The organism is Sphingorhabdus sp., from assembly GCF_044239005.1.
Lineage (GTDB): Bacteria > Pseudomonadota > Alphaproteobacteria > Sphingomonadales > Sphingomonadaceae > Sphingorhabdus_B.
On record NZ_JBIICH010000017.1, the window covers coordinates 1 to 24,520 of the forward strand.

The 24,520-nt window shown below is 57.8% G+C and carries 36 protein-coding genes and 1 tRNA gene; 28 read left to right on the forward strand and 9 right to left on the reverse strand.

The features are described from left to right. Nucleotides 1–1,105: apolipoprotein N-acyltransferase (locus ACILQA_RS02510; protein ID WP_395628267.1), on the reverse strand; the 1,105-nt coding region annotated here is incomplete at its 3' end. A gap of 90 nt (nucleotides 1,106–1,195) precedes the next feature. Here ACILQA_RS02510 and ACILQA_RS02515 point away from each other — a divergent pair. Next, nucleotides 1,196–1,570, forward strand: a complete 375-nt coding sequence (locus ACILQA_RS02515; RefSeq protein ID WP_395628268.1) for a hypothetical protein — start codon at nucleotides 1,196–1,198, stop codon at nucleotides 1,568–1,570. After that, nucleotides 1,567–1,986 (forward strand): VOC family protein, encoded by a 420-nt coding sequence (locus tag ACILQA_RS02520; protein ID WP_395628269.1) that lies wholly within the window; start codon nucleotides 1,567–1,569, stop codon nucleotides 1,984–1,986. Before ACILQA_RS02515 ends, ACILQA_RS02520 begins: the two co-directional genes overlap by 4 nt. Nucleotides 1,987–1,992: 6 nt before the next feature. On the opposite strand, the gene ACILQA_RS02525 is transcribed toward ACILQA_RS02520, so the two are convergent. The 3 genes from ACILQA_RS02525 to ACILQA_RS02535 are packed head-to-tail and all read right to left on the reverse strand — an operon-like array spanning nucleotide 1,993 to nucleotide 3,235. After that, a complete protein-coding gene (locus ACILQA_RS02525; RefSeq protein WP_395628270.1) occupies nucleotides 1,993–2,307 on the reverse strand; it encodes a hypothetical protein in 315 nt (104 codons plus the stop codon). 41 nt (nucleotides 2,308–2,348) lie between these two features. Further along, on the reverse strand, nucleotides 2,349–2,987 hold the full coding sequence (locus tag ACILQA_RS02530) for a YqaA family protein (RefSeq protein ID WP_395628271.1): 639 nt from the start codon (nucleotides 2,985–2,987) through the stop codon (nucleotides 2,349–2,351). Between the two features lie 41 nt (nucleotides 2,988–3,028). Beyond that, complete coding sequence (locus tag ACILQA_RS02535) at nucleotides 3,029–3,235, reverse strand: hypothetical protein (RefSeq protein WP_395628272.1); 207 nt, start codon at nucleotides 3,233–3,235, stop codon at nucleotides 3,029–3,031. 129 nt (nucleotides 3,236–3,364) lie between these two features. Between ACILQA_RS02535 and ACILQA_RS02540 the strand changes: the two genes are divergently transcribed. Together ACILQA_RS02540 and ACILQA_RS02545 are read left to right on the forward strand one after the other, a co-directional pair. Next, nucleotides 3,365–4,516, forward strand: coding sequence for a JmjC domain-containing protein (locus ACILQA_RS02540; RefSeq protein WP_395628273.1), 1,152 nt, complete (start codon nucleotides 3,365–3,367; stop codon nucleotides 4,514–4,516). Between the two features lie 34 nt (nucleotides 4,517–4,550). After that, a complete protein-coding gene (locus tag ACILQA_RS02545) occupies nucleotides 4,551–4,694 on the forward strand; it encodes a hypothetical protein (RefSeq protein WP_395628274.1) in 144 nt (47 codons plus the stop codon). Nucleotides 4,695–4,716: 22 nt separating this feature from the next. Here the strand turns inward: ACILQA_RS02545 and ACILQA_RS02550 are convergent, their stop codons facing one another. The 4 genes from ACILQA_RS02550 to ACILQA_RS02565 form a co-directional block, all read right to left on the reverse strand. Continuing rightward, nucleotides 4,717–5,262 carry a pseudouridine synthase gene (locus ACILQA_RS02550; protein WP_395628275.1) on the reverse strand — a complete coding sequence of 182 codons (546 nt, stop codon included), beginning with the start codon at nucleotides 5,260–5,262 and terminating at the stop codon, nucleotides 4,717–4,719. Between the two features lie 96 nt (nucleotides 5,263–5,358). Then, nucleotides 5,359–5,637 carry a hypothetical protein gene (locus tag ACILQA_RS02555; RefSeq protein WP_395628276.1) on the reverse strand — a complete coding sequence of 93 codons (279 nt, stop codon included), beginning with the start codon at nucleotides 5,635–5,637 and terminating at the stop codon, nucleotides 5,359–5,361. Between the two features lie 200 nt (nucleotides 5,638–5,837). Next, nucleotides 5,838–5,911 (reverse strand) — tRNA-Ser (locus ACILQA_RS02560). A gap of 44 nt (nucleotides 5,912–5,955) precedes the next feature. Beyond that, entirely contained in the window at nucleotides 5,956–6,366 is a 411-nt protein-coding gene (locus ACILQA_RS02565) for a hypothetical protein (protein WP_395628277.1), read from the reverse strand. Between the two features lie 918 nt (nucleotides 6,367–7,284). On the opposite strand from ACILQA_RS02565, the gene ACILQA_RS02570 reads away from it, so the two are divergent. From ACILQA_RS02570 to ACILQA_RS02685, 24 genes are all read left to right on the forward strand, one after another. After that, entirely contained in the window at nucleotides 7,285–7,746 is a 462-nt protein-coding gene (locus ACILQA_RS02570) for a hypothetical protein (RefSeq protein ID WP_395628278.1), read from the forward strand. Nucleotides 7,747–7,780: 34 nt separating this feature from the next. Next, nucleotides 7,781–9,034: a DNA-packaging protein gene (locus ACILQA_RS02575; RefSeq protein WP_395628299.1), complete on the forward strand. Its 1,254-nt coding sequence runs from the start codon at nucleotides 7,781–7,783 to the stop codon at nucleotides 9,032–9,034. 18 nt (nucleotides 9,035–9,052) lie between these two features. Next, nucleotides 9,053–10,195: a phage portal protein gene (locus tag ACILQA_RS02580; protein WP_395628279.1), complete on the forward strand. Its 1,143-nt coding sequence runs from the start codon at nucleotides 9,053–9,055 to the stop codon at nucleotides 10,193–10,195. Nucleotides 10,196–10,230: 35 nt separating this feature from the next. Continuing rightward, on the forward strand, nucleotides 10,231–10,488 hold the full coding sequence (locus ACILQA_RS02585; RefSeq protein WP_395628280.1) for a DUF6127 family protein: 258 nt from the start codon (nucleotides 10,231–10,233) through the stop codon (nucleotides 10,486–10,488). Then, nucleotides 10,485–10,883 (forward strand): HK97 family phage prohead protease, encoded by a 399-nt coding sequence (locus tag ACILQA_RS02590; RefSeq protein ID WP_183941867.1) that lies wholly within the window; start codon nucleotides 10,485–10,487, stop codon nucleotides 10,881–10,883. Before ACILQA_RS02585 ends, ACILQA_RS02590 begins: the two co-directional genes overlap by 4 nt. A gap of 1 nt (nucleotide 10,884) precedes the next feature. After that, nucleotides 10,885–11,952 (forward strand): phage major capsid protein, encoded by a 1,068-nt coding sequence (locus ACILQA_RS02595; protein WP_395628281.1) that lies wholly within the window; start codon nucleotides 10,885–10,887, stop codon nucleotides 11,950–11,952. A gap of 52 nt (nucleotides 11,953–12,004) precedes the next feature. Then, entirely contained in the window at nucleotides 12,005–12,346 is a 342-nt protein-coding gene (locus tag ACILQA_RS02600) for a hypothetical protein (protein WP_395628282.1), read from the forward strand. After that, nucleotides 12,343–12,534: a hypothetical protein gene (locus ACILQA_RS02605; protein ID WP_395628283.1), complete on the forward strand. Its 192-nt coding sequence runs from the start codon at nucleotides 12,343–12,345 to the stop codon at nucleotides 12,532–12,534. Before ACILQA_RS02600 ends, ACILQA_RS02605 begins: the two co-directional genes overlap by 4 nt. 9 nt (nucleotides 12,535–12,543) lie before the next feature. Further along, nucleotides 12,544–12,996 carry a hypothetical protein gene (locus ACILQA_RS02610; protein WP_395628284.1) on the forward strand — a complete coding sequence of 151 codons (453 nt, stop codon included), beginning with the start codon at nucleotides 12,544–12,546 and terminating at the stop codon, nucleotides 12,994–12,996. Continuing rightward, nucleotides 12,996–13,604: a hypothetical protein gene (locus ACILQA_RS02615; RefSeq protein ID WP_395628285.1), complete on the forward strand. Its 609-nt coding sequence runs from the start codon at nucleotides 12,996–12,998 to the stop codon at nucleotides 13,602–13,604. The genes ACILQA_RS02610 and ACILQA_RS02615 overlap by 1 nt, the downstream gene beginning before the upstream one ends. 13 nt (nucleotides 13,605–13,617) lie before the next feature. Then, nucleotides 13,618–14,157, forward strand: a complete 540-nt coding sequence (locus ACILQA_RS02620; RefSeq protein ID WP_395628286.1) for a hypothetical protein — start codon at nucleotides 13,618–13,620, stop codon at nucleotides 14,155–14,157. Continuing rightward, entirely contained in the window at nucleotides 14,154–14,480 is a 327-nt protein-coding gene (locus ACILQA_RS02625) for a head-tail adaptor protein (protein ID WP_395628287.1), read from the forward strand. Before ACILQA_RS02620 ends, ACILQA_RS02625 begins: the two co-directional genes overlap by 4 nt. Further along, the gene (locus ACILQA_RS02630) at nucleotides 14,477–14,674 is read left to right on the forward strand and encodes a hypothetical protein (protein WP_395628288.1); all 198 of its coding nucleotides are present in this window, start codon (nucleotides 14,477–14,479) and stop codon (nucleotides 14,672–14,674) included. The genes ACILQA_RS02625 and ACILQA_RS02630 overlap by 4 nt, the downstream gene beginning before the upstream one ends. Further along, complete coding sequence (locus ACILQA_RS02635; protein WP_395628289.1) at nucleotides 14,671–15,069, forward strand: DUF3168 domain-containing protein; 399 nt, start codon at nucleotides 14,671–14,673, stop codon at nucleotides 15,067–15,069. The genes ACILQA_RS02630 and ACILQA_RS02635 overlap by 4 nt, the downstream gene beginning before the upstream one ends. Nucleotides 15,070–15,139: 70 nt before the next feature. Next, nucleotides 15,140–15,547, forward strand: a complete 408-nt coding sequence (locus tag ACILQA_RS02640; RefSeq protein ID WP_183941858.1) for a phage tail tube protein — start codon at nucleotides 15,140–15,142, stop codon at nucleotides 15,545–15,547. Next, on the forward strand, nucleotides 15,544–15,858 hold the full coding sequence (locus ACILQA_RS02645) for a gene transfer agent family protein (RefSeq protein ID WP_395628290.1): 315 nt from the start codon (nucleotides 15,544–15,546) through the stop codon (nucleotides 15,856–15,858). Before ACILQA_RS02640 ends, ACILQA_RS02645 begins: the two co-directional genes overlap by 4 nt. Further along, nucleotides 15,855–16,061, forward strand: a complete 207-nt coding sequence (locus ACILQA_RS02650; protein ID WP_395628291.1) for a phage tail assembly chaperone — start codon at nucleotides 15,855–15,857, stop codon at nucleotides 16,059–16,061. The genes ACILQA_RS02645 and ACILQA_RS02650 overlap by 4 nt, the downstream gene beginning before the upstream one ends. Then, nucleotides 16,061–16,636 carry a tail tape measure protein gene (locus ACILQA_RS02655; RefSeq protein ID WP_395628300.1) on the forward strand — a complete coding sequence of 192 codons (576 nt, stop codon included), beginning with the start codon at nucleotides 16,061–16,063 and terminating at the stop codon, nucleotides 16,634–16,636. The genes ACILQA_RS02650 and ACILQA_RS02655 overlap by 1 nt, the downstream gene beginning before the upstream one ends. Before the next feature lie 3 nt (nucleotides 16,637–16,639). Further along, nucleotides 16,640–18,964, forward strand: a complete 2,325-nt coding sequence (locus ACILQA_RS02660) for a DUF2460 domain-containing protein (protein WP_395628292.1) — start codon at nucleotides 16,640–16,642, stop codon at nucleotides 18,962–18,964. Beyond that, entirely contained in the window at nucleotides 18,964–19,785 is an 822-nt protein-coding gene (locus tag ACILQA_RS02665) for a DUF2163 domain-containing protein (RefSeq protein ID WP_395628293.1), read from the forward strand. The genes ACILQA_RS02660 and ACILQA_RS02665 overlap by 1 nt, the downstream gene beginning before the upstream one ends. Further along, nucleotides 19,775–20,209 (forward strand): peptidoglycan endopeptidase, encoded by a 435-nt coding sequence (locus ACILQA_RS02670; protein WP_395628294.1) that lies wholly within the window; start codon nucleotides 19,775–19,777, stop codon nucleotides 20,207–20,209. Before ACILQA_RS02665 ends, ACILQA_RS02670 begins: the two co-directional genes overlap by 11 nt. A gap of 1 nt (nucleotide 20,210) precedes the next feature. Further along, the gene (locus tag ACILQA_RS02675) at nucleotides 20,211–22,391 is read left to right on the forward strand and encodes a phage tail protein (RefSeq protein ID WP_395628295.1); all 2,181 of its coding nucleotides are present in this window, start codon (nucleotides 20,211–20,213) and stop codon (nucleotides 22,389–22,391) included. A gap of 34 nt (nucleotides 22,392–22,425) precedes the next feature. Continuing rightward, nucleotides 22,426–22,875 (forward strand): DUF2793 domain-containing protein, encoded by a 450-nt coding sequence (locus ACILQA_RS02680; RefSeq protein ID WP_395628296.1) that lies wholly within the window; start codon nucleotides 22,426–22,428, stop codon nucleotides 22,873–22,875. A gap of 162 nt (nucleotides 22,876–23,037) precedes the next feature. Continuing rightward, nucleotides 23,038–24,156 (forward strand): OmpA family protein, encoded by a 1,119-nt coding sequence (locus ACILQA_RS02685; protein WP_395628297.1) that lies wholly within the window; start codon nucleotides 23,038–23,040, stop codon nucleotides 24,154–24,156. 92 nt (nucleotides 24,157–24,248) lie between these two features. On the opposite strand, the gene ACILQA_RS02690 is transcribed toward ACILQA_RS02685, so the two are convergent. Continuing rightward, a partial coding sequence (locus tag ACILQA_RS02690; protein WP_395628298.1) for a hypothetical protein occupies nucleotides 24,249–24,520 on the reverse strand: 272 nt, incomplete at its 5' end.

Sequence of the window (24,520 nt, forward strand, 5' to 3'; positions counted from 1 at the left end):
TCGCGTCCATCGCCGAAACGCTGTTGCGCGCCGCGACCAATTGGCCCTTTTCAATCACCAGCCGGTTTGCGCCGGTGACCAAAACATCGCCGTCACCCATCAGCGTCGTCAGCCGCGCCCGCGCGCCGAACGCGCTTTCGTCTGGCTGGCCCTGATAATAACGATAGGGATAGCCCTCTTCCAAATAATCGGGAATTGCGGCCTCTGGCCATAAAATCAGCCGCGCGCCTTGATCGGGCATCGGGCGGCTGTTCATCGCCAGCTTGGCAAAGTTGATCGCGTCATAGCCCGGCGCATATTTGTCGGCTTGGCTGATATTGGGTTGCGCGATGGTCAGTGCGACGGGCGTCCTATCTGGTGCGCTTTGATCGAAGGAGCTTCGCCCAGTGATAGCGACTGCTGCGAGCGCAAATAATATTAAACCGCCAAGAAAATAGTCGGTCCGCCCGCCATCGCCGCGTTCAACGCCAGATACCGAAGTCCACAAAGTCACGAACTTTAGGATCATTCCAACAACAAGAAGCATGAACCCCGAAAGGCCATAGGTTCCCAAGGCGGTCGCAGGCTGCGAAAGATATGGAATGGACAGGGTAACCACGCTGAGCGGGTTCCAGACATAGCCAGTGAACACCCAGCTGCGCAGCCATTCGGTGATGATCCACAAGCCCGCAAAGGCCAGGATGAGGTGGAGGGTGGCTGTGGGCCTTGGCTTCTCGTCATCTCCGCCGGAATCACGAAGGGCGTTCGTCGTGCGGTGATTGATCCAATGGGCGCCAGCCGCGGCCAAGGCGGGATACACCGCCAAATATAGCGCCAGCCCGAATACCGCGACGTAACCAAGCCAGATCGGCATCGCCGCCTGAAAAGTGAAGGCGACGGCAATCCATTGATTGCCAAAGGTGAAATGCCCGACCCCGAAAAGCCAGCCGAGCATGAACGCGCCTTTGGTACTCGTCGATCGGCTTATCAGCTGGATGAGCAGCGCGAAACAGATCAGCGTTAACGGCCACAGCCCCCATGGTTCAAAACCATAAGCGGACGCAGCACCCGCCACGAGCGCCGTCCAGCGGGGAAACTTTCCGAGCAAAGCCGATAATTTCTGCATGGCGCGCTTTTGCCCACCATATATGACAATTGCAATCGCGCAAAAATGGTCGTTGCTTGCGGTTCAGGCTTTCGCTGCTAATTCATCGGCATGATTATTTTTGTGTATGCGCTCGCGCTTTCGGCGCCATCCGCCCTGACGGAAACGCATCAGTCGGATATCGCCTGTGTTGCGACCCTTGCGACCTTGGCGGAGCGACAGCGGCTTGGCACCGCACCGTCCGATACACCCAATGTCGGGCAATCGGGAAAACGGTGGGCCGGCATCGTCGGCAGCCGCATCACCGAACAAAGCGGCCAACCCCGTGAGTTGATTGCTGTTGCCATGGCCGAAGCGGCGAAAGCCGAATTTCAGCGCCCAAGCGATCCGGCAACAATCCACAAATGCGCGATGCAAATGTCGCAGGAACTCGCTACGGCCGATATTTCCGATCAACCCCTTCTAAAACCGGTGACATCAAAATGAGCTTACGCCCCTTCCACTTGGCCTTTCCCGTCCGTGATCTATCCGAAGCGCGGCGCTTTTACGGCGACATTATGGGGTGCCCCGAAGGGCGCGCATCCGATCATTGGGTCGACTTCGATTTTTTCGGACATCAGATCGTTGCGCATCTCGATGCCAATGCGCGATCCGTGTCGACGCATAATCCGGTGGATGGCCATGACGTTCCCGTGCCGCATTTTGGTGTAGTGCTAACGATGGAGCAATGGGAATTGCTGGCCGCACGCGTCGCGGCCGCTGGCGTCAGCTTTGGTATTGAACCCCATGTCCGCTTTAAAGGCGAAATTGGCGAACAGGCGACGATGTTCTTCTGCGACCCGAGCGGCAATGCGCTGGAATTCAAGGCATTCGCCGACGACGCAAATCTGTTCGCGCGTTAACGGACCTTATTCGTCATTTTCCGGCGAAGCTGATTCACGCGTCTCGCTGTTTTCATTTTCAAACGTCATTGACGGTTCGCCAGTGATGGCCGGAATGTCTTCGATTTCTGGAGCGGCAACGGGCATTTCGTCGCTTGGGTTGGGCACATTTTCAGTAGGCTGCCGCTTTGGTGCTTCCGGAGCGCTATCTTCGGTCGCCCCAGCCGGCGCGGCAGTCGTGCTTTGGTCAGCGTCGAGATAAGAGCGCGTGGCCATAGCGGCCATGACAATGATGGTGACGACCGCGATGAAGGTGACGATTTTGCGTGAACTGCTGTCCATGTCTGCTTTCCGATATTGTAAATAACGCCCGTGTGGCGGTGCTAACGTGATTGGATGGTTTTGACGTTCGAGCAGGCATCACTCTTGCTCGCCCCATTGCCAGCCAGCATCGTGAACGCAAAAAATCCGCCGACGACCGCCACCAGAAATGCGGCGGTGACCCACGCCAGATATTTGTCGATAAATGCCTTGATCGGGCGTCCGAATTTCCAGAACAAAAATCCGACCAGCATGAACTGGAATGCCCGGCTCAACACGCTGGCCCAGATGAAGGTGAACAGATCCATTTTGATGAACCCTGCGGTCAAGGTCAGCAGCTTGAACGGAATGGGGGTCGCGCCCTTGATTAAAATAATCTCCGCGCCAAATTCGCGCAGATAGCATGCGGCGGTAGGAAAGCTGTCCCATAGCCCAAGCGCCTTTAACAGCGCCGTGCCTATGGTTTCATACGCAAAATAGCCAATGGCATAGCCAAAGAGCCCGCCCATGACGGAGGCCAAAGTACAAATCGCCCCATAGCGCAACGCCTTGTCCGGGCGCGCCAAACACATCAACCCAAGCAGGGGATGCGGCGGTATGGGGAAGAATGAGCTTTCGATGAAGGAAAACAGGAACAACCAGCGTTCGGCATGGGCGTGCCCAGCCTTTTCCATCATCCAATCATATAGGCGTTTCAACATTGTCTGCGGGGTTAAGCCACGAACCGCAGCAAGTGCAAGCTTTAACCTGCAGGCATATTCCGTTCGATACCCGCGTCCGATCCCCGCGTGGCTTCGCTGGCGGGCGCGAACATGAAATATCCGGCGACGACCATCATCAGCACGATCAGGACTTTTAACAGGTCATGCATATCCTGCGCGCGCAATCGCCGTTTCGACCGTCTGCGTGGTGGCAATGGTTTTCCAGATATGTCGAGAATATTGGCCATCGAATACTCCTTGGCCAGCAAAACCCCAGCGCGCCGCATATGTTCCGCAATCGGCCGATTATGTTTTCCTTGGCCACTTATGCAGCAACAACACTTGCTTTCTGTCGCGCGAATGCACAGCGGGTGGGAATGGAATTGGAAAACTTCGATACAGACGCGTTCTTGCGCGATTATTGGCAGAAAAAGCCGCTGCTTATCCGCAATCCGTGGCGCAATTGGCAAAACCCGCTTGAGCCCGATGAGCTTGCCGGTCTCGCCTGCGAAGAAGAAGTGGAGTCGCGCCTGATTTGCCAGACCGCCAAGGGATGGGAGATGGAGCAGGGGCCGCAGCATGAGGATCGCTTGGGCCGCCTTGGTGAATCGCATTGGACGTTGCTGGTGCAGGCGGTCGATCACCATGTGCCGATGGTGGCGGACCTCATCGCGCCGTTCCGGTTCATCCCCAACTGGCGGATTGACGATGTCATGGTCAGCCTTGCCGCGGACCAAGGCGGGGTCGGCCCGCATTTCGACCAATATGATGTTTTCCTGATTCAGGGCCACGGTCGCCGCCGTTGGCAGATTGGCCCGCATTGCGACGCCGATAGCCCGCTGGTGCCGCATGAAGACCTTAAGCTGCTCGCAGAATTTGAAGCGACCGAAGAATGGGTGCTTGAACCCGGCGATATCCTGTATGTCCCGCCGGGCATCGCACATAATGGCGTTGCGGTGGGTTCGGACTGCATGACCTATTCGGTTGGTTTTCGTGCGCCGTCGCGCGCCGACCTGCTGGGGCACTTTGTCGATGATATGCTTGAGCAGATTCCCGAGGATGATTTGTACCGCGATCCGGATTTGGCAGGGCAGGCTAACCCGGGTGAGATTATGCCCGACGCCTTGGCGCGCTTGCACCGGATGACGCTGGACTCGCTTGCCGATCCGCGGGCCTTTGCCCGCTGGTTCGGCATGTTCAACAGCACGCCCAAATATGCCGAAATGGACTGGCAACCGGAAACCCCCATTGCAGCGGACGACGTACGACAATTTGTTGCCGATCAGGCACTGCTGTCGCGCAATCCGGCAAGCCGGTTGGCATTTGTGGGCGATGGCGCAAATGCCGTGATGTTCTTTGCCGATGGCGCATGCTTTGACTGCGGTGCGGAGACCGCGGATCTGGCGCGGCAGCTGTGCGCGCAAGATGCTCTGGTCCTCGACGCTGCTCTTGCGTCAGTGGACGCCGCAATCGACCTGCTGACGCAGCTGTGCAACATGGGGTGCATCGCGTTCGAAGGCGAAGATTGATTTGCGCACGCGGCTGAGCATTTGCCGAAGAAAGGTGGGTTACGCGGCGGAGGCCGATGCCATTGCCGCCATGACGGCGGCGACAATCACGCTGCGCCATTATCGCTGCGACCGATGTGGCCAATATCATCTGACGAGCCGGACCAAGGGCAAGCGCGTGCCGCGACCGGCGGACTAGGTCCCGAGCCTAGGCGGCTGCGTCAGACCTCACGCCAGCTGCCGGGGGCAAGATCATCCAGCGTCCAATCGCCAACGCCGTGGCGCACCAGCCGCAATGTCGGGTGGCCAACCGCGGCGGTCATGCGGCGCACTTGCCGGTTGCGGCCTTCGCGGATGATAAGCTGTATCCAGCTGTCGGGTACCGTCTGGCGGACGCGGATGGGCGGATCGCGCGGCCAAAGCTGCGGGTCGGCAATGCGCTCTGCCTCGGCCGGCAAGGTCACCCCGTCCTTCAACTGCACACCGCGCCGCAATTGGCCGAGCGCATCATCGGAAACCGTGCCCTCAACCTGAACGCGGTAGATTTTGGGCAGCTTGTACCGCGGATCGGAAATGCGCGCCTGCAACCGGCCGTCGTCGGTCAGGATCATCAGCCCTTCGCTGTCCATATCCAACCGGCCAGCGGGATAGACCCCGGGCACGTCGATAAAGTTGGACAAGGTCGGACGCGGCGAACCGGCGGTGCCCTTGTCGGTAAATTGCGGCAAGACGCCAAAAGGTTTGTTGAACAGAATGACGCGCGACATTCCCAACCCATAGCGAAGCCGCCGGAAAAGGGGAAATCATCTTCTCGGCGCGTAAAATTATAACCAAATAGGTAAATATATCTTGACATCGTAACGTTATTTGGTTAGTGTTGGACATAGTCGAAAATTGCGATTCGCGGCGAGTAGCAGCTTTGCAGCGAGAAACACTTGCAGCGTTATTCTGCAGAATTCGATTTTTGCTGCGGCAATCGCGCTGCCACCGGCTTTGAGCACGTGCTGTGGTCGGTTGAAGAGGTGAAGCGCATCAGCGGCAAACCGCTCACCTATCGCCAATAGATTGTCATCGTTGACAGCAAGCAATTTGATAGAAAACGATCTCGGAAAATCCGCCCATGTTGGAGATGAAAATTTCATGGTAAATTTCCTGCAAAAAGTAGGCGGAAAAATAGGACGAATTTAACATGAAAAAACTGTGGAAAAATTGACTGAAAAATTGATTGCAGAATCAATCAATCAAAAATCGACAGGATTGATGGGTTTTTTTATTGAAGGTGTTTAAGAGGGTATATGGAAATGGCAGATATTCCCGCGAAGGTTTCTATCATTCCGTTTTGTGCCCCTGACTGGATTCGAACCAGCAACCTTCAGTTTAGCAGACCGTTGCTCTATCCAATTGAGCTACAGGGGCCACAGAACAAAACGCCGGAAGCTCTAACCAGCTTCCGGCGTTTTTCAGATGATAACCCTTAGTTGCGGGTCAAAAGGGCTCGGTTGTTGCTGCGGCGCAAATCTCTTTTCGTAATAACGCTCGCCAACATATTGCAACGCCCCATCTGCCTTAAGCCTAGACAGAACAGAACCTACGGTGTCCGGAGCGACCGTTGGAATGGTAATTTTTACGGCCTCATCAACTTCTTTCGTTGTCGCGCCTCTGCCTGCAACTTCGCGCATGTAGTCAAGCACAAGTGGCTTAACCGCCGGAGAACGTTTTCGGACTGTCCGCTCGACGAGGGCAGGTTCTCCCGAGAGCTCTCGGAGAAGCTCCACCAGAGTTTCTTCCTTGACCTGTAAGCGTTCGATCTGACTACGAACAGCTTCCAACTGCTGTTTGATCACGCTCATTTCATGTTTTCCTCTAGCCATGTTACACTCCTTGGAAATGACTGACTTGGTGCCCGCAGTGGGAGTTGAACCCACACTTCCCGCGAAGGATTTCAGTTTTAAAGACCGCTGCGTCTACCATTCCGCCATGCGGGCACGGCATCTTGATAGCAGAACGCTATCTGGCTATCAATTAGCCGATAACAAAGTGGGGCAAATGGAGTTAAAATTCAGATGAACGGATCAAAACCGGAACAAACGTTGGTAGGCAGGTTAAAAGAAGCCGCCCGCGATCTTGATTGCGACACTGGTGAAAAGCGGTGGTAAAGAAGGTTGTGAAACACAAACCGGCGGATAAGCCAGAGTGACGCGTCGCGACTGGACAAAGGTTAATATCCGGATGCCGGATCCCGGTGCCGTCGTTGAGGTATATGACAACGGAGGTATATGGAGTGGTAATGATGACCATTCGTTCGTGCCCCGCAGCCATCTGCTAAAAAAACGAGCAGCCAAGTTAAGGATGAAGCGGCGTAAGAGGCCCTCAAAGGTGCCAGTGATTGTTAGGTTGCCGCTAGCAATGCGGATACCCGCCACCAAAATTAACCTAATCAGATCGGTTATGGCTGATTTAGGCAGACCAATTTCGAACCGAATTAGCTCACTTAATAGAGCGCTAAGTCGCCTGATCAAAGATGGCGTGATATATGAAACGGGCGATTTCAATAAAAACCATCCAATGATTCATGAATGGTTCGAACGGGTCCAAAAAAGCAAAGGCCGAAGCAAATAGCTGTCAAATTATAACCAAATAGGTAAATATATATTGACATCGTAACGTTATTTGGTTAGTTTTGGGCATAGTCGAAAATTGCGATTCGCGGCGCTGCGGCGTTTTTGCGAAAATATCACGGGCTGAAGAGCGATCTTCGGCCCTTTTTCTTTGGGATTAGGAGGTTGGCGATGACGAAAGATAAAATCAGCGTGCCCGACACCCGTTTGAATGCGCGCACCCGGCGTCTTTTCCTCAACCATCTGGCCGAAACCGCAAATGTTGCGGCGTCGGCTAGGGCGGCGGGTGTTGCCAGCAGCAATGTCTATGCCGAACGGCGGCGGTCGGCGGGCTTTCGCGATGATTGGGCGCGCGCGCTTGGCGAAGGCTATGCGCGGCTGGAGACGGATTTGTTGGCCGAAGCCTTGTTGGCGGCCAATGGCAAAACGGCGGAAGCCACGTTGAAAGCGCGGGCGCAAAAGCATCGGTTGGCGATTGCGTTATTGAGCGCACATCGCGCCGCGGTGAAGGGCGCGCCGAGTGCGGCCACGCCTGCGCCTGCGTCAGCGGATTTGCCGACGTTAAAGGCGCAATTGATATTGAAGTTAACCCAGATGCGCGAACGTGCGGAGCGGGCGAATGACGCAGCTTAATGCCCAGGCGCTGATGGCCATGCCCTATGAACAGATGGTTGCCTGCATCAAAAGTTGGAACCGCCACAAAATGGAGGAATCGCGCAGTTGGCGTTTCTGGCGACGTAATGACCAATTCGAACCGCAGGGTGACTGGCGCACATGGCTGGTGATGGCGGGGCGCGGCTATGGCAAAACCCGCATGGGTGCCGAATGGGTCAGCGCGCTTGCCGCCCAATATCCCGGCGCGCGCTTTGCGCTGGTCGGCGCGACGTTGAATGAGGCGCGGCAGGTGATGGTGGAGGGTGAAAGCGGCCTATTGGCGCTGCCCTTTGCCGAGCGCCCCGAATGGGAACCAAGCCTGCGCCGTTTGACATGGCGCAATGGGGCGACCGCCACCTTGTTTTCGGCAGCAGAGCCCGAAAGCCTGCGCGGGCCGCAGCATGATTTTGCGTGGGCCGATGAAATTGCGAAATGGCCCAACGGGATCAAGGCGTGGGACAATCTGATGCTTGGGTTGCGGCTTGGGCAACATCCCCGGATCATGGCGACCACGACGCCGCGTCCTGTGCCGTTGCTTCGGCGGCTGGTGCTGGAAAAGGGCGTTGCCATAACGCGCGGCCGGACGGCGGATAATGATATGCACCTGCCGCCAGAATATCTGGCGTCCGTGCGCGCGGCTTATGCCGGCACGCGCTGGGGCAGGCAGGAACTGGATGGTGAGCTGATCGAAGATGCGGCGGGGGCATTATGGTCCCGCGACCTGATTGAACGGCAACGTGTGTCTTATGCGCCTGATTTGAAACGTATCGTCATCGGGGTTGATCCGCCCGTGTCGGAAAATGGCGATGCCTGCGGCATTGTCGCGGTTGGCATTGGCGAAGACAAGAAAGCCTATGTGCTTGCGGACCATAGCATAGCGGGCGCATCGCCCGAACGCTGGGCCCGCGCCGTGGCCGCCGCCGTCGACCTGTGGCAGGCGGACCGCGTGGTCGCCGAAGACAATCAGGGCGGCAATATGGTGGAAACCGTCTTACGCGCGGCCGACCTTGCGATGCCGATCAAGCGGGTGCACGCCAGCCAACGCAAGTCAGTGCGTGCCGAACCCATCGCCGCATTATACGAAGCGCGCCGCGTGTTTCACACAACTGCCTTTCCCGAAATGGAAGACCAGATGTGCGGGCTGGTTTCGGGCGGCGGATATGAAGGCCCCGGCCGATCCCCCGACCGCGCCGACGCGCTGGTGTGGGCTTTGACCGAACTGATGCTCGGCAAAGCCGAAAGAACGCCGCGGGTTCGGCTGCTGTAATTTAAAGGACTGAAACACATGAATATCTTCGGTTGGAAATCAACCGGGCGTGGCTTGCTGCGTCCGGCAAAAACGCGTGTGCAGCAGGATCGTCTATCGGGCATCCGCGCCTATGGCGTGCCAAGCCTTGGCGATTGGCCGCGAAATTATGAGGCGCAGATGCGCGAGGGCTATCTTTCAAATGCCATCGCCCAGCGTGCGGTTCGCTTAATTGCCGAAGGGCTGGCGTCCGCGCCGCTGACATCGACCGATGCGCAAGCATTGCGGCTGGTGCAGGCAACGTCGGCCGGGCAGGCGTTGATTGAAACAGTGGCGACGCATTTGTTGCTGCATGGCAATGCCTATATTGAAATATTGTCGGGCATGGACGGGCGGCCAGCCGAATTGTTCGCGCTGCGCCCCGAACGGATGACGGTTGAGGCCGATGTGCGCGGCTGGCCCGTGGCCTATGTCTATAAGGCCGGCGATGTTGCGAGCCGATTGCCCGCGGACAGCGTCATCCACATCCGGTCCATTCACCCGCTCGATGACCATTATGGCCTTGGCTGCCTGGGCGCAGCATCGGGCGCGGTGGCGACGCACAATGCGGCGACGCGCTGGAACAAGGCGTTGCTGGATAATGCGGCGCGGCCATCGGGCGCTTTGGTCTATGAAATGGGCGAAAGCGGCACATTAAGCGGCGAACAATATACGCGGTTGAAAGAAGAACTCGCCGCCAGCTTTCAAGGCGCAGGCAATGCCGGACGGCCCATGTTGCTGGAGGGCGGCTTGAAATGGCAGGCGATGGCGCTGACGCCCGCAGAAATGGATTTTGCCGGATTGAAGGAGGCGGCTGCGCGCGAAATTTCGCTCGCCTTCGGCGTCCCGCCCGTGCTGCTTGGGCTGCCCGGGGATGCGACCTACGCCAATTACCGCGAAGCCAACCGCGCGCTGTGGAACCAGAGCATCATTCCCTTGGCGCGCAAAATGCTCGCCGCAATTGGCGAAGGCCTTGCCCCCTATTTTGCCGGTCTTCAGCTGGACATTGATCTTGATGCCATCCCGGCATTGGCCGAGGATCGCGAGCGATTATGGGCGCAAGTCGGCGCGGCGGACTTTTTGACCGCCGAGGAGAAAAGGACCGCGGTGGGGCTCGCTCCCCTGCAGTCAGAGGCACCTTAGCCCGCTTAAGCCACCGCTTTCAAAATGGAGTGAACATGGTCGAAAATAACCTTCAAGGTCTGCTGGAGCAGGCCTCCGAAACTGGTGCCCGGCGTGCGCTTGCCCGTTTGGGTTTGGATGATGCCAGCGCCGCAAAGGATATGAGTGAGCTGCGTGAGCTTTTGTCCGCCTGGCGCGATGCCAAGCGGTCGGCGCGCAAGGCGGCGATTGGCTGGGTCGTGCGCATGGTGCTGGCGCTGTTGCTCATCGGGCTGGCTGTAAAGCTTGGCCTGTTGGGGCTGGTTAGCCAGTGAGGCTGGCTGGCTATGCCGCCATCTTTGATGCACCCGACAAGGGCGGCGATATTGTGCGCAAGGGTGCCTTTGCCCGTGCGGCCAAAGCGGGCGTTCCATTGCTGTGGCAGCATGATCGCAACCGGCGCATTGGCTATGTCGAAAGCCTGAGCGAGGACGCGCGCGGATTGCGCGTCATTGCCCGGTTGGACGACGAAGAAACGCCGGTGCAGGCCGGCACGGGCCTGTCCTTTGGCTATCGCGTCCGGGCCATGAAAAAACAGGATTACCGGGAGCTGACGGACCTTGATCTCATTGAGGTCAGCGTCGTCACGCATCCCATGCAACCGCTCGCCCGCGTGTTGGCCGTCGAGGCCGCAGCGGCGGGCACAACATCCATCACCCAAGGAGAATGATATGGATTATGAAACCAAAGCTGACGCGCTTGACGCGGTTTTTGAAGGGGCGGTGGCTGCCGCCGCTGTGACCCGGCCCGTTTTGTCGGGGGCGACTGCGGCCGACCCGGCAAAATCGGCCTTTGTTGACGGCTATTTGCGCCTCGGCTCCGAAGTGGAGCTGAAAAGCTTTTCGGGCGTCGTTGCCGCCGATGGCGGATTTGCCGTCCCGCGCGAAATTGATGAAATCATCGATTCAACGTTGAAGGGGATCTCGCCTATCCGTGCGATTGCCAATGTCGTCCGCGTCGGATCGTCTGGTTATCGCAAGCTTGTGACGCAAAATGGTGTGACGTCGGGCTGGGCTTCGGAAACCGCAACACGCCCCGAAACCGCGACGCCGACATTCAACGAAATCGTCCCAAGCTTTGGCGAGCTTTATGCCAATCCAGCCGCGACGCAGGCGATGCTTGATGACGCGGCGTTTGATGTGGAAAGCTGGCTCGCAGGCGAAATCGCAACCGAATTTGCAAAGGCAGAAGGCGCGGCATTTGTGAATGGCAATGGCAGCAATAAGCCCAAGGGCTTTTTGACCGCGCCAACCGCGGTGACTGGCGATGCCACGCGTCCATTTGGCACGCTTCAACATATTGCATCGGGTGTAGCGGGCGCCTTTGCCACTTCAAACCCGCAGGATAAGCTGGTCGAATTGGTCCACGCCTTGCGCGCGCCTTATCGTCAGGGTGCAACATGGGTCATGAATGCATCTACGCTTTCGGCGATCCGCAGGTTTAAGACCACCGATGGTGCGTTCATTTGGCAGGCGGGCCTAAGCGCGGGGCAGCCCGATACCCTGTTGGGATATCCCGTGGTCGAAGCCGAAGATATGCCCGATATCGCGGCCAACAGCCTGTCGATTGCCTTTGGCAATTTCAAGGCGGGCTATCTGATTGCCGAGCGCACCGAAACCAACATCCTGCGCGATCCATATTCGAACAAGCCTTATGTCCATTTCTACGCAACCAAGCGTCTGGGCGGCGCGCTGATCAATTCGGAAGCGATCAAAGTGATGAGGTTCGCCATTTCCTGATTGCGCGAAAATCTCCCCGCCTATGGGTGGGGAGATCCCTTCGGAGAACGACATGACCATATTTGTTTTTCAACGCGGCGAAACCATTTCGCTCGCGCTTGATGCTGTGACGGGTGACCCCCTTTCCGTCACGGCGATCAGCGCGGCGATGAAGGCAGTGGCCCCTGGCCGGACAAGCGTGAGCGCCGCCGCGCCTGTGGCTGCTGCCTTTAACATTATACCGCGGACAGCATCGGGTGACGTGCCGCCCGGATGGAACCTGACGGTGGGGGCAGCGCAAAGCGCGCTGTTGCCGGCGGGACATTATCTGGCGGATGCGCGGATTGCGGTCGGCGGCGGGGTTATCATCACCGAAAGCATCAGCATCACGTTGCGCGAAAGCGTCACAGCATGACGATGCTTTTGCAATGGCGACAGCCGCCGCCAACCATATTGGCGCGCTGGCGCGGGCCGGATGGCACGCTTGCACCGACCGTATCGGCGTCATCCATCGGGTCGGTTCCCACCATCATCGGGCCGCCGGGACCAACTGGGCCAACCGGCCCTGTGGCCGATATCATCGACGGCGGCACATTTAATTAAGGATCATATATGCCAAGAATTCAAATAAAGCGTGGCTTGAAAGCCAATTTGCCGACAGCATCGATGTTGGCGGGTGAGGCGCATTTTACGACTGATCGAGGCACATTGCACATCGCCACGGGTGCGACGGCGCGGCTGCCCGTGGTTCCGGCGATTGACGACCTTGCGACCGTCGCATCAGTCGATGGCGCAGCGGATTTCCTCATCTTGCATGACGCATCTGCAGTAGGCCAGAAAGAAGCGAAGATTACGGTCAACGCGTTCAAAGCGGCGTTGAACATCCCTGCGTCAGACCTTGATGAAAAAGCGGCGGTGGTCGCAGGTGGCACATCTGGTTATATTTGGGGAACAAATGGAACCGATGGAGTTATAAGATTGAATAACTCCATGGTGTGGACCAAAGATGCGGCCAACGCCTTTGTCACGCTGGCGGTGGGCGACGTGGACTGTGGAACATTCTGATGCCCAGCCTTTCCCATAAACGGGGAACGCGGGCGCAAATCACTGCCGCAGCTGCTGCCAACGCGTTGCGCGTGGGTGAAGTCTATCTGATCACCGACGAGGCGCGGCTGACCGTCGGAACAAGCGCAAGCACGCATCAACCCGCCGCGAAGCAGGGTGAAGGCGGTGGCGATCCATGGACGTGGATCAAGCTTGCGGCCGACGTTGCCAATAATACTGTCACATCTGCCGCTGCGACGGGTCTGTCTTTTGCCGCTGCGGCCAACACCATGTACCTTGTTGAACTTATCGGGGCCTTTCAGTCGGCGATAGCGACAACAGGCATTGCGGTTGCCCTCGATATCCCGTCCGGGACCGTGGCTGGCATGGCGGTTCATCCGTCAAATGCAACAATGCTTACCGGTACCGAACAAATTGCAGACGGCACAACGACAGGGGCCACAACGGGTGTGCGCGCTGGCGCCACAAATATCCCGATCAGGGCCAATTTCATTGTGTCGGTGGGTGCGACGGCAGGGCAAGTTCAATTGCTGTTCCGGTCCGAAATCGCGGGTTCAGCAGTCACATTAAAGGCCGGACTTACGGCCATGGGCTGCCGGATTATCTAAAAAGGAAATTGATATGCTGAGCATGGAACCGCTCGGCCTCGACAGCGTAATGCTGGACGAGGTGCGAGCCTATTTGCGTGTCGATGCGGACATGGACGACAGTGCGTTGGCGGCGGCGATCCTCGCGGCGATTGGTCACGCGGAACAGTTTACCCGCCAGGCCCTTTTGCGCCGCGCGGGAACCGAAATTGTCACCGCGGGCAGCGGATGGCAGGTTTTGCAGACGCTGCCTGTCCATGCGATCACCAATGTGACGGGCATTCCAGCCGACGGGGCAAGTTTTGCGCTTGCCAGCTCGGCTTGGGAGCTGAAACTCTCATCACAGGGCGAAGCTTATTTCCGCGTGCTTCAACCCGGAAGTGCCGGGCGTGTGGAGATATCTATGATCGCCGGATTGGCGACCGATTGGGCAAGCTTGCCGGAGTCCCTTCGGCTTGGCCTGCTGCGGCTCGCGGGTTATTTTTATAATAATCGCGACAGCGCCAGCGACGCTGGCCCGCCAGCGGCTGCGTTGGCGTTGCTGCAACCCTGGCGCCGGATACGCGTTGCATGAGCGGCGAATTTGCAGGCAATCTGCGTGAACGCGTGGATATCGAAACCCGTCTTGGCGACCGTGACAGTCTGGCGGGGGCATCGGGTAAATATCGCTATGACGGGCAGGCATGGGTTGCGGTGTCGCCCTTGATGCCCGGTGATGTAAGCCGTGCGGATGCTTTGTCGGCCTTGCCGCGCTGGCAAGTGACCATGCGCAAGCGTGAAGGCGTGGGCCTTTCCACGCGCTTGGCATGGCGCGGCAAATATCTCGCAGTGCGCGCGGTGTTGAGCGATCCCGTCACGCCAGCACAGATGCGCCTCACCTGTGAGGAGGTCCGGTGAATACCGACCGGATCACAGCAAAGGCCGCTGCATTGGCGGAACGCCGCGCAGACGACATTTCCGAACGACTGATGCGCGCGCCCCGCCCCGCCGGCGTCAATGTGGAGCGCAGCGGCGATGGCATCTGTCTTGTCGGCAAAAACCTGCGGCGACGCATGCTCGATGACCCCCAATTAAGGAATTTTGGACGATGAACAGCGCCATGCACACGCTTCAGGCGGCCGCCGTGGCTGCACTGACAGCGCACCCTGTTTTGGCGAATGCGCTGACGGGCGTTTATGACGGTCCGCCGCCGCGTGCTGCATTTCCTTATGTCGCCATCAACGACGGGATCGCCAGCGATTGGAGCACGAAGACCATTGCGGGCCGCGAAATCCGGCTGGCGTTGACGGTGTGGGATGATGGTGAGTCCACCACCCGCTTGTCGAATCTGATGTCGCATGTCGAGGACGCCGTTCTGGCCATACCCCGCGACCTTCCGGATTGGCGCATCGCGAGCCTTATGTTCCTGCGTTCGATGGTCGTGCGCGACCCGGCCGGGCCATGGGCCGGGCTGGTCGAGTACCGCGTGCGGTTGCTCGCGATCTGACGCCTGCGAACGGCGCATAATCATATATCTCCTCGCCGGTTGGCGGGGCATTTTCGAAAGGAAAAGGCTTATGCCTGCAGAAAAAGGAAGTGCCTTCCTGTTGAAGGTTGGCGACGGCACATCGACGCCTGTTTACGCAACGGTTGCGGGGCTACGCACCACGCAACTGTCAATCAATGGCGATCCGGTTGTCATCACCCATAAAGGCAGCGGCGCTTGGCGTGAACTGCTTTCGGGCGCGGGCGTGCGTTCGGTCTCGGTATCCGGCGCTGGCGTGTTTACCGGATCGACCGCAGAGACGCGGATCAAGAATAACGCACTGTCCGGCCTGCTCGACGATTATGAATTGAGCTTTGAAAGCGGTGACCGGTTGCGCGGCAAATTCCTTGTCGCGCGGCTGGACTATGCCGGCGATTTCAATGGCGAGCGATCCTATACGCTGGCGCTTGAAAGCAGTGGTCAGGTGACATCCTTATGAACCGGCCAGCCAATGCCCTGCGCGGTGAGGCGATGGTTGCCGTTGAAGGCGGGCATATATTGCTGCGGCCCACCTTTGCGGCTTTGGTGGCCTGTGAAGACGAACTTGGGCCGCTCTTCGCCTTGGTCGAACGTGCGGCTGCGGGGGGACTGAAGCTGTCGGAAATGGTCAGTCTGTTTTGGCATTGCCGAACCGACACCGATGCCGGCGTAACGCGCGCCGAGTTTAGCGAGCGCCTGACGCAAGAGGGTCTTGCGGCGATGACGCCAGCGCTCAAAATTCTGCTCGGGCAGATTTTAAGCGGACGATGACATTTGGTGCAACCGCATTGCGGTTAAGCGCGGTCTGCGCGCTGCAATTGGGCTGGCGTCCGGACGAATTCTGGAATGCGACCCCTGCGGAGCTGCTCGCCATTTTGCAGGGTGCCGACCGCCAAGACGCGGCCCCGCCCGACCCGAACGAGATTCAAAAACTGATGTCGCAGTTTCCAGATGGAGCGGCAGGAGACCAATGATGGACGAAGAAATCGACAGGCTGGTCGTATCGGTCCGTGCCGATACCCGCGCCTTTGCAAGCGACGTCGCGACGATGCGTGCTGAACTTGACGGCCCTTTTGCCGATGGGCTTGAACGCGCGGGCTCCGCATTGGAACGCGGCCTAACTGGTGCCATCCAGCGCGGGAAGTTCGGCTTTGAAGATTTGCGCCGGGTTGCACTGTCCGTGCTTTCGGAGATCGCTAGTTCCGCGATTAAAGCCGGGCTCAATAACATAAGCGGCGGTGCGTCTGGCGGGGGGGGTCTTCTTGCGTCATTGGGTACGTTTTTGGGTGCTGCACTTGGCGCACCGGGACGTGCGACGGGCGGTCCTGTGTCGCCAGGCAGGGCGTACCGCGTGGGTGAGCGGGGGCCAGAGCTGTTCGTCCCAACGACCAGCGGGCGTATTGAAACGGGTGGGGCTACGGGTGCGCCAACGCAACTGCGGCTTACCATCAACGTGTCGGATTCAGGCAAGGGCAGCGCGCCTGCGGCACTTGAGCGATCTTCGCGGCATGTGGCGCGCGCGGTCCGGCAAGCATTGGCGCGGAATTGAACCATGGCATATTGGCTTTGCGACCAGCGACGGCAGCAGAAATCTGTCCCTGTCATGCGCTTTGACCCGCGTTTCTGGACGGTCAATTTCCCGCGCCCGATGATGGCATCGGTGGTCACGACGGGACCGGAATCCCTGCGTGCGGACGCCATATTTTACCGCAGCGATGATTTGGCGGGCTTGATCTGGGACAGCGCCGATCATTGGGATCACCCCTTATTGGCCTATGAAACCAACCGCGATTATCGCCGGTTGACGATGAAATTCCGGTGGCGGTCGGCGGGTATCATGCCGCTTGATGCCGTCAACGGCCCAACGCTCACCATCAACGGTCGCGATGCGACGGGCGTGGCCAAAAGCTGGTACATCCGTCTTTGGAATTACGCCGTTGGCACGCCGGAAGATGCCGAAATCGTGCTGGACTTCAGCAACCTTCAGGGCGGGTTTCTTTTACCACAAGAGGCAGACCCCGTCTTTGCAGGCGACATTGACCAGATTTTCATATCGCTGATCCCGCCGGGATATACCGGCTTTCCGGGCAATTTGCCTGCGCCTGTTGAAGCGTGGGTGGAACTGACGGGGATTAGATGCGACGGGGCTGGCGTCATGCTGGACACCGGCGATGTCATGATACCCGAGCATGACCTGAAAATGGCAACCGGATATGACGATGCCTATAACCAGACCCCTGCGCGGCTGGTGCGCCAAATCCATGCCCTTGGTTACCGGCAAACGATCAACCATTATGTCGGGATGAGCCATTATTTCCGGCTCGAGCCATCAGGTAATGGACATTATGTCAGCTTGGCGGGTGGTGCGCTCAACGCGCCCTGCCGGGCGTGGCACCGAAATTTTGCGGCACAGGCAAAGTTGATGGGCTTCGATCTGATTTTCTCGCTCAGTTATGAATTGTTCGACTCGCATTGCTGGAATGATTGGAAACAACGGGCCGAAAATGGTGACCGCGCACTAACTGGATGGGTCCCGCCATCCACGTTGCTGTCGCCTGCGCATATTGGGGCGATGAACTATCTCAAGGCGGTGGCGCGGGCCTTTGTCTTCATCTTGAAAGAAGCCGGACTGCCGGTGAAGTTTCAGGTTGGTGAGCCATGGTGGTGGATCATGCCCGACGGCCGCATCTGCCTGTATGATGCGGCTGCGACTGCGGCATTCGGGACATTGTCGGTCAGCATATCGGACATAAAGGGTCCAAAGTCGGCTGCGCAAAAGGCCATGCTGGACCGGGCAGGTGCGATGCTCGCGGCGTCCACTGCGTCCATCTGCGCGGCTGCAACGGATGAGGCAGGATCGGCTGGCATAGAGACATTATTGTTGGTCTATCTGCCAACGGTTCTTGATCCGTCCGCCCCCGAAGCTTTGCGTGCCAATGTTCCATTGGCATGGTCCGCGCCCGCGTTCGATGTGCTTCAGCTGGAAGATTATGACTGGGTCACATCCGGCAACCACGGCGCCACGCGGCGGGCGGTTCCGCTGATGGCTCAGCGGCTTGGCTATCCCGTTGACGCGCAGCATTATTTTAGCGGCTTCGTTCTGCGCCCCGAAGACAAGGCGCAGTGGAGGGACATTGAGATCGCCGCGCGCGCAAGCCGGGCAAGGGGAACAGCGGATACCTTTATCTGGGCGCTGCCGCAGGTCGCCCGTGACGGATTTACCTATTTCGAAATTGGACAGGAGGATGCGGCTGTGCAGGAATTTGATTACGTGCTTTTCCCGCTGGACATTGGCCGCGAGGCGGAAGTGACGACGGAGTTCTCGACCAATATTGTCACCACCCTATCGGGGCATGAGCGCCGCAACAGCAGCTGGGAAAATGCGCGCCTCAGTTATGATGTTAGTCCGGGTGTTCGGTCCGAAAATGATCTTGGCATATTGCTTGCGTTCTTTCGGGCGCGGCACGGGCCAGCGGTCGGATTTCGCTTTACCGATCCGTTCGACAACAGTTCGCATGTGATGACCGGTGCGCCCGACAAGTTGGATCAAATCTTGGGGACAGGTGACGCCGTGCGCACGGCATTTCCGCTCATCAAAACCTATGGTTCCGACGGTCAAGTAAGGCGCATCACCCGGCCCGTGCCGAATTCTGTGACGGTTGCGGTGAACAACGTGGCGGCAACAGGCTGGTCGCTGAATGCTGGCGGAATAATCGAATTTCAAACTGCGCCTGTTATGGGTGCCATTATCACCGCGGGCTTCCGTTTTGATGTGCCTGTCCGCTTCGCATCGGACCGGCTGGATTTTGCGCGGGCAACCTTTGGCGCGGGCGATATGCCGACGATAGCATTGGTTGAAATCCGGGAAGCCACCTGATGGACGCGTGGATGGATGGGCCGCTTATCACGGTCGCTTATGGCTGGCGGCTGGAACGGACCGATGGCGTTACCGTGGGTTTTACCTCGCATGATGCCGACGTGCTGCATGATGGCATTTTGCTGAGATCCAGCCCCGGGATGCAGCCCACGGCGGTCGTGCAAAGCGTTGGGTTGGAGAATGACGGACTGGATGTCTCCGGCGCGCTGACGTCGGACTTGATCCGGCAGGATGATCTGATGGCCGGCCGATGGGACGGTGCATATTTGGAGATATTTCTTTTTGACTGGTCAGCGCCCGCACGTGGAAAGCGCGTGTTGGCGTCTGGCGAACTGGGTGCGGTTTCCTTTGCGGATGATGCATTTGCCGCCGAACTATTGGGCATCCAATCGCGTCTTGATAAAGCCGTGGCGTTCCAAACCGCGCCGTCGTGCCGCGCGCAATTTTGCGATGCAGCCTGCGGGCTAAGCCGCGAACGCTTTCGTCATTTGGCGACCATATCGCATGTCCAGGGCTATGTGATTTCGGTGAACGGCGGTGTGCCATTTACCCCTGGCCAATTGGCATATGGAAGCGTGCGTTGGCTGACGGGTCCAAATGCGGGGCTGGAATTCAGCGTCGTCGACAATGGCGCGGCGGCGATGGAACTGCAGACGATGCCACAGGCGCCGGTACATGCGGGCGACAAGATACAGGTGATCGAAGGTTGCGACAAGCTGATGACAACCTGCGCAACGCGGTTTGGCAACGGCATCAATTTCCGTGGAGAGCCCTATCTGCCGGGCAATGATTTACTGACGCGATATCCCGGTGCAAATTAGGATCGCGCCGGCCGTCACGGGCCAGCAAGGCAAGGTTGCGCAAACCGCGCTCGATTTAATTGGCGTTCCGTTTTTACTGCATGGGCGTTCGGCAGACGCAGGGCTCGATTGTGTTGGTTTGGCCGGACTGTGCCTTTCTGCTGTGGGCAAAGACGCTGCTGTGCCCACCGACTATCGGCTGCGTGGTCAACACATCGAGCGCGCCTGCGCATATTTTGATGCGCGGCATTTCTCGCGGGTTTCGGACGGTTCAGTGGTTGCTGGGGACATTGCCTTGCTGGAACCGGGCGTCCGGCAAATTCACCTTGCCGTTATGACGCCCAAGGGTGCGGTCCATGCACATTTGGGCTTAGGCCGCGTGGTCGCAACGCCCTTGCCGCTGCCGTGGCCAACAATCGCGCAATGGCGCCTTATCGGAGACTGACATGGCAACGCTTGTTTTAACGGCTGTTGGTTCTGCCATTGGCGGGCCGATCGGCGGCGCGATTGGCGCTGCGCTGGGACAACAAATCGACGGCGCATTATTCGCGCCTGCCGCGCGTGAAGGAAGCCGACTGAAGGAGTTGGCCGTCCAAACATCGAGCTACGGCACGCAAATTCCCGCTATATTTGGAGCGATGCGTGTTGCAGGAACGGTGATTTGGGCGACCGACCTGATCGAAGATCGCGCAAAAAGCGGCGGAGGTAAGGGGCGCGCTTCGACGGTCAACTATGCCTATCGGGTCAGCCTAGCGGTCGCGCTGTCAAGCCGGCCAGTAGCCCGATTGGGCAGAATATGGGCGGATGGCAATTTGGTCCGCGGGTCTGACGGCGCATTAAAAATCGACACCCAATTGCGTTTCTATTCGGGGCACAGTGATCAGCAGCCGGACCCGTTGCTGGCATCTGCTGAAGCTGTTGGCCAATGCCCCGCACATCGCGACATGGCCTATGTCGTGTTTGAAGATTTGCAGCTGGCGGATTTTGGCAACCGCATTCCATCGTTCACCTTTGAGGTTTTCGAACGCGACGGGCAATTGTCGCTATCGGCATTGTTTCATTCGCTGTCGGATGGCGACCTCTTGGCGGAAAGCACGCACTCCATCGTTGGTTTTGCCGCGGGCGGGGTGAATATGAGAGAGGCGATTGCGCCGATATTGGATGCCTTTCCAGTGGAGCTCATTACGCGGAACGGCAACCTTGTCGTCCGCGACGTTGGCGCGAACCCTGACCAACCAACGCAAATTGTCGTCGCTGTCGAAGAAGATCGGCGCAAGCTGGATCCGCTTAGTCACCGGATAGCACCCGCCGGGCAAATTCCCGGCACGGTCTCGCTGCGTTATTATGATCCGGATCGTGATTATCAGGCTGGCGTTCAACACAGCAACGGCAAATCTGGCGGACGTGGCGAGGCCCGGTTGGAGTTGCCTGCCGTCCTCAGTGCATCCTCGGCCAAGCGCTTGGTCGAGTTGAAAGCGGGTCATGCGCGCTACGCGCGGAGCACGCTCAGTGCAACGGTCGTAACCTCGGCTGAATTGCTGCAGCCGGGCGATTGTTTCCTCTCCGCCGATGGGAAAAAATGGCAAATCGACGAAATCGAACATGGATTTGGCACCGCACACATTAAAGCACGATTGGCGGCTGGGTCGTTACCGCTTGACCAAATGATAGCTACCCCGGGCCGCCACATTCCGTCGGCAGATCAATCCATTGGGCAGACCCGCATTGCCATTATTGACTGCCCGCTGATTGCCGAGCGCGATACAAACCAAGCTGTTTTGGCGGTATTTGCCGGGGGGACGGAGGCGGGCTGGAAGCGTGCCGCTCTTGCAATCCAAAATGAGGGCCAGCTGATCGATATTGGCGGAACTGCGCCACAGGCTGTGATCGGGATAACGCAGAACGCGCTTGGGTCTCATAACGGATTATTGATCGACGAAAAATCATCGCTCGAGATCGAATTGCTCAATGGATCGATGCTGCTTGCCAATCGTGACATGCACCCTCTGGCATCGGACGCTCCGGTTTTTCATGTGGACGGTGAATTTATCCGCGTTGGCCGGGTGGCTGCGTTGGGCGCCAAACGATATCGCCTGTCCCGTTTCGCGCGCTCTTGTTTTTCGGATCAACTGTCGGCGCCGGCGCATGCCGCTGGCTCCCGGATCGTTTGGATGGATCCTGCCTCCACACGGATAATTGCGGCAACAGACTATCACATTGGCCAGACGGTAACGGTTGAGGCGCAAGGTCTTGGCGACATCAACCCGGTTGTTGCGACGGCTATGGCCAATGGACGGGCGATAACACCTTTGGCACCTGTCCATGGTCGCGCACGGCGCCAGCCAAATGGAGATATTCAGATCAATTGGGTCCGACGTTCGCGCTTAGACCTTGGGTGGGTTGATGGGGTTGATCAGCTCATGGTCGAAGATCGCGAGGCCTATCATGTCCGGTTGTTGGCTGACGACAACATCTTGCGCGATTGGACGGTATTCGAGAACGCGATGCATATTTCGGCCGACGAACAGGTCGGTCTCGGGATAACGTCAGGCAGCGAACTAGGTTTCAGTGTCCAGCAGATAGGCCGATTTACACAATCCACGCCGCTTTTGTTCGGCCTCGCATAAATTCCACATCATCACCTTGTCATTAGGAGGACATATGCCCGTTTTGGAAACAGGCCGTCACAACTTGCCGCTGCTCGCCGTGACGCAGGCGCAAAAAGAAATCACCCATAATGAGGCGCTCGTTCTCATCGATGCCTTGCTTCATACGGCAGTCGAAGGTGTCGCATTGACGGCGCCTGCCTTAACCGACAGCGATATTGGCAAATGCTGGTTGGTCGGTTCAGGCGCGACCGGTCTATGGGCCAATAAGTCTGGCCAAATTGCGATATGGATAGGTGGCGACTGGCGCTATCTGGTTGCCCATGACGGGATGCGGCTTTGGAACAGGTCCAATGGTCGTGATAGCATTTATACCGGCGGCGTTTGGCGTAGCGGCCCAATTATCGCAAACCCGTCTGGCGGGGCAGTGGTCGATACTGAAGCGCGTGCGACACTCAGTGCGATGTTACAGTATTTCAGGCTGATAGGCATATTTACGCCTTGAGCGGTCGCATCGCAAAAACACGGCCAGTATTCGGATGAAATGCGCGTAATGGCGACATTTTAGCAACAGTATGCGGACATAGCGACTTGCTTCGATGGAACAGAACCGATAGAATTACATTCTATAGTTTCCGTTCCTAAAGATAGAAAAAGGGGAAAGTTGATGCGTAAGTTAGCCATAGGTTTGGTTCTCGCTTCTACTGCTCTGGCATCACCGGCTTTGGCCCGCGACGACCAGTGGTATGTTGGAGTCGATGGCGGTGCCATGATAGTCGAAGACTTGGCTTTGGATATCGGCACATTGGACAATGCTGCGTCGGTTGACACAAAAAATGGTTATGATTTCGGCGGCTTAGTCGGCTATGATTTCGGCGGTTTCCGTCTTGAATCAGAAGTTTCCTATCGTCAGGCGAATGTAACTGCATTCAGCAGCCAGACGCCTCAGATTACGAGCGGCGCAACATCTGCACTCGCACCTAGCGGTTCGTATAACCTTGATGGCGATGCAAGCGCATTGAGCTTCATGGTCAATGGTCTTTTGGATTTCGGCGACGATGATGGCCTTCAGGGCTTTGTCGGCGGCGGCGTTGGCGTTGCACGTGTTGATGTGTCGGCTTCTGTCGCTGCTCCAGCGTTCCTCGACGATTCAGACACTGGTTTGGCATGGCAGGCTCTTGCGGGCATCCGTACGCCACTCAGCGATAGCTGGGACGTCGGTCTGAAGTACCGTTTCTTCAACGCAAACAAGGTTGGTCTTGTTGACCGTCTTGGCCGTGCTGTTGACACGCGCTTCCGTTCGCACAGCGTCATGGCAAGCCTGGTTTACAACTTCGGCGGTGCACCTGCACCAGTTGAAGTTGCGGCACCGCCACCACCGCCACCATATGTGGCGCCACCAGCTCCACCGCCACCGCCGCCCCCAGCGCCAGTGTGCAACACCGGTCCTTATATCGTATTCTTCGATTGGGATCAGTCGAACTTGCGTCCTGACGCGGCATCGGTTCTGGACAACGCTGTTGCTCAGTACTCGAACTGTGGCACTGCGAAGGTTATGCTTGCTGGTCACGCCGATAAGTCGGGTAGCGCAAAGTACAACGTGGGTCTCTCGCAGCGTCGTAACACCACCGTGCGTGCGTACCTTGAGTCCAAGGGCGTTGCCGGCGGTGCAATTGCAACCGAAGCATTCGGTGAAACTGCACCATTGGTTCAGACTGCAGATGGTGAGCGTGAACCGCAAAACCGTCGCGTTGAAGTTACCTACGGTCCAAATTCGGGAATGTAATTCCGAACGGACGAATATGTTAAAAGAAAGGCCGGTCGAAAGACTGGCCTTTTTTTATGTCGTTAATTGATGCAGCCGAAAGGTCTGCGTTCTTACGCAGCTTTGGTTTTTACCCGGGCACGGACAGTGGCCGCCTCCAGCAGCCTTGTTTCAAGTGATTTCAACTTGGTCTTGCTTTCGATTTTTGCACCGAAAAGATCTGTCGCATAGAATGTATCTACTGCGCGTTCGCCATAAGTTGCGATATGCGCACTGTGCAATGTTACCTTTGACTCGAACAAAGCCAATGCCAAATTGTTCAGCAATGCCGGCCGGTCCAGCGCATTTACTTCTACAACGGTGAAGCGGTTAGAAGCCTGATTAT